3 protein-coding genes are annotated in these 2,868 nt (G+C 71.0%); 1 reads left to right on the plus strand and 2 read right to left on the minus strand.

Going from position 1 to position 2,868, the window contains the following annotated elements; genetic code table 11:
* Positions 1–40 precede the first annotated feature (40 nt).
* Both dnaJ and hrcA read right to left on the minus strand, forming a co-directional pair.
* Positions 41–1,216: a molecular chaperone DnaJ gene (gene dnaJ, locus ABTZ89_RS37645; RefSeq protein WP_270952075.1), complete on the minus strand. Its 1,176-nt coding sequence runs from the start codon at positions 1,214–1,216 to the stop codon at positions 41–43.
* Positions 1,217–1,275: 59 nt separating this feature from the next.
* Positions 1,276–2,298, minus strand: a complete 1,023-nt coding sequence (hrcA, locus tag ABTZ89_RS37650) for a heat-inducible transcriptional repressor HrcA (protein WP_270952076.1) — start codon at positions 2,296–2,298, stop codon at positions 1,276–1,278.
* A 133-nt stretch (positions 2,299–2,431) separates the two neighbouring features.
* Here hrcA and ABTZ89_RS37655 point away from each other — a divergent pair.
* Positions 2,432–2,868 (plus strand): type II toxin-antitoxin system VapB family antitoxin (locus ABTZ89_RS37655; RefSeq protein ID WP_502949654.1); only part of this gene is annotated, 437 nt, incomplete at its 3' end.

A 2,868-nucleotide genomic window follows, 5' to 3' on the forward strand; every position in this document is an offset into this window, starting at 1 on the left:
GGGACCTCCCGGAATGCCGCCCGGAGTTCGAGTGGTGCTCTCAGCGGTGCCCGAAGGAGCGGAACCGGGAGAACAGCCCGTGCCGGCTGCCGTTGCCGTTCGCGGTGACGGTCGGCTCCGGCTGCTCCTCGCCGCGCAGCGAGGCGAGCTGGCGCAGCAGGTCGGCCTGCGCGTCGTCGAGCTTGGTCGGCACCACGACGTCCAGGTGGACGTACAGGTCGCCGTGCCCGCTGACCTTGCCGTTGGAGCGCAGCTTCGGCAGGCCGCGACCGCTGAGCACGTGCTCGGCGCCGGGCTGCGTGCCGGGCTCGACGGTGAGCTCCTCCTGCCCGCCGTCGAGGGTCTCCAGCGTCAGCACCGTGCCCAGCGCGGCCGCGGTCATCGGCAGCTCGACCGTGCAGTGCAGGTCCGCGCCGTCGCGGGTGAACCGCTCGTGCGGCAGCTCCTCGACCTCGACGAACAGGTCGCCCGCCGGTCCGCCGCCGGGCCCGACCTCGCCTTCGCCGGCCAGCCGGACCCGCATCCCGTCGCCGACACCGGCCGGGATCTTGACCGTGATGGTGCGCCGCGCGCGGACCCGTCCGTCGCCGTTGCACTGCTGGCACGGGTCGGTGATGACCTCGCCGAAGCCGCGGCAGACCGGGCACGGGCGGGAGGTCATGACCTGCCCGAGGAACGAGCGCTGCACCGACTGCACCTCGCCGCGACCACCGCAGGTGTCGCAGGTCGAGGGCGCGCTGCCGGCCTTCGAACCGCCGCCGTCGCAGGAGTCGCAGAGCACCGCCGTGTCGACGGTGATGTCCCGGTTGACGCCGCTGGCGCACTCCTCCAGCGTGAGCTCCAGCCGCAGCAGCGCGTCCGAGCCCGGCTGCACCCGGCTGCGCGGACCGCGTCCGCCACCACCGCCGGCACCGCCGCCGAAGAAGGCGTCCATGATGTCGCCCAGCCCGCCGAAACCGGCGAACGGATCGCCCATCCCGCCGCCGGCGCCGCCGCCGTTGCCCAGCGGATCACCGCCGAGGTCGACGACCTGCCGCTTCTGCGGGTCGGACAACACCTCGTATGCGGTGGTCACCTCGCGGAACCGCTCCTGGGCGGTCTCGTCGGGGTTGACGTCCGGGTGCAGTTCCCGCGCGAGTTTGCGGTACGCCCGCTTGATCTGCTCGGGCGTAGCGTCCTTGGACACGCCGAGAGTCCCGTAGTAGTCCGTGGCCACCTTCTCCGTACTTCCTCTGCTCGATCAACGAGTGCAACGCCGGTCCTGCTGGTGAAACGTCACCGACCGACCAGGATCTCACCCACGTACCGGGCGACCGCGCGCACCGCCGCCATCGTCCCCGGATAGTCCATCCGGGTGGGCCCGACGACGCCGAGTCCCCCCAGCACCATGCCATCCGAACCGTAACCGGTCGAAATCACCGAGGTCGTCTGCATCTCCTTGGCCTCGTTCTCCATCCCGATGCTCACCCGGACGGTGCCGGAGTCGCGGGAGGCGGCGAGCAGCTTGAGCACCACCACCTGCTCCTCCAGAGCCTCCATGACCTGGCGCAACGAGTTGGGGAAGTCGGCCACGTTGTTGGTGAGGTTCGGGGTGCCGCCGAGCACCATCCGCTCCTCCGGGTGTTCCACCAGCGAGTCGATGAGCACGCTGCACACCCGGATCAGCGCATCGCGCAGCTCCGACGGCGCCTGGTCGGGCAGCTCGGCAACCGCCGCCGAGGCGTCGGCCAGCCGCTTCTCCGCCATCGCCGAGTTGAGCACGTTGCGCAGCCGCGCCACGTCCTCGTCGGTGATGACGTCGCCCAGGTCGACCACCCGCTGGTCGACGCGCCCGGTGTTGGTGATCAGCACCAGCATCAGGCGGGCCGGGGTGATGGTGACCACCTCGACGTGCCGGACGGTGGAGCGGGTCAGCGTCGGGTACTGCACCACGGCGACCTGCCGGGTCAGCTGCGCCAGCAACCGCACGCTGCGCCGCATCACGTCGTCGAGGTCCAGCGCGCCTTCCAGGAAGGTGTGGATCGCGCGGCGCTCGGCACCGGTCAGCGGCTTGATCTCGTGCAGGCGGTCGACGAACAGCCGGTAGCCCTTGTCGGTCGGCACCCGCCCAGCGCTGGTGTGCGGCTGGACGATGAAGCCCTCCTCCTCCAGCACCGCCATGTCGTTGCGAACGGTTGCGCTGGACACGCCGAGGTCGTGGCGTTCGACGAGCGCCTTGGAGCCGACCGGCTCCTTGCTCGACACGTAATCCGCGACGATCGCCCGCAGGACCTCGAACCGCCGTTCGTCCGCGTTCACCCGCGCCACCTCCTCTTCGCCAGCAGCACCTGCCCAGCCTGATGCGCCCGGACCGGGCCCGGGTACCACCATCGAGTTTACGGTGTTGTTCGCCCAGGACCGAGAGCCGCAGGTAGGCACCGGTAGCCTGCCGGTGGCCGACCGGTCCCGGTCCTCGTCCGCCGCTGGCGAGCGCAGCACGTCGATCCGGGTCGCGGACCCACCGCGGCAGCCGCCGGATCCGCCGTTCGCCAGGAGGTACCAGCACGTGATCTTCAAGGACGTCCGCGAGGGCCGGCCGTATCCGGAGCTCCGGATGTCCCTGCGGGAGTGGGCCGAGGTGCCGCCGCGCCCGGTGCGGATGGAGGAGCTGGTCACCACGACCAAGGTCCTGCACCTGGACCGGCTGCTGAGCCCGGACTCGACGTTCTTCGGCGACCTGTTCCCGCACGTGGTCCGCTGGCGCGGCGAGCTGTTCCTCGAGGACGGCCTCCACCGAGCCCTCCGCTCGGCCCTCCACCAGCGAACGGTCCTGCACGCCCGAGTCCTCGACCTCGACACCCCGCCCCGCAATTTCAATGGAAATCAGAC

It is taken from the genome of Saccharopolyspora sp. NPDC002686, assembly GCF_040295745.1.
GTDB classification, from domain to species: Bacteria; Actinomycetota; Actinomycetes; order Mycobacteriales; family Pseudonocardiaceae; genus Saccharopolyspora; species Saccharopolyspora oryzae.